Here is a 301-nt window from a genome sequence, read left to right as displayed (position 1 = left end):
CTCTAGTGGAAATCGCCTCTGAGGAGGATCACAGTGCTGCATGAGTGCTGACAAGAGTGAACCAAGGGTGGTGTCTTGAAGCTCTTGCAAAGTGTGTGGGGTTGGACCAATCGAATTACAACCCTCATTTTTGCCAGGGACCAAATTATCAGCTTGGTATTTGGCTATGGCAGCTGGACCATTACGATCAAACCTGACTTTATCCTTCCACCATTCTCGAAGATTATCAGATGCCCCAGTCACCGGCTTTCCCTTCTCTGGGATTATCCCATAGACAAAACCTTGAGCTTTACAAACTTCC

1 protein-coding gene is annotated in these 301 nt (G+C 47.2%); it reads left to right on the top strand.

Going from position 1 to position 301, the window contains the following annotated elements; genetic code table 11:
- Positions 1-75: 75 nt before the first annotated feature.
- Positions 76-301: hypothetical protein (locus LZP73_RS19960; protein WP_234236653.1), on the top strand; the 226-nt coding region annotated here is incomplete at its 3' end.

This window comes from Shewanella sp. AS16 (assembly GCF_021412365.1).
Taxonomy (GTDB): domain Bacteria; phylum Pseudomonadota; class Gammaproteobacteria; order Enterobacterales; family Shewanellaceae; genus Shewanella; species Shewanella salipaludis.
The sequence above is the reverse complement of the archived record's forward strand: the minus strand, read 5'-3'. Positions and strand labels throughout refer to the sequence as shown.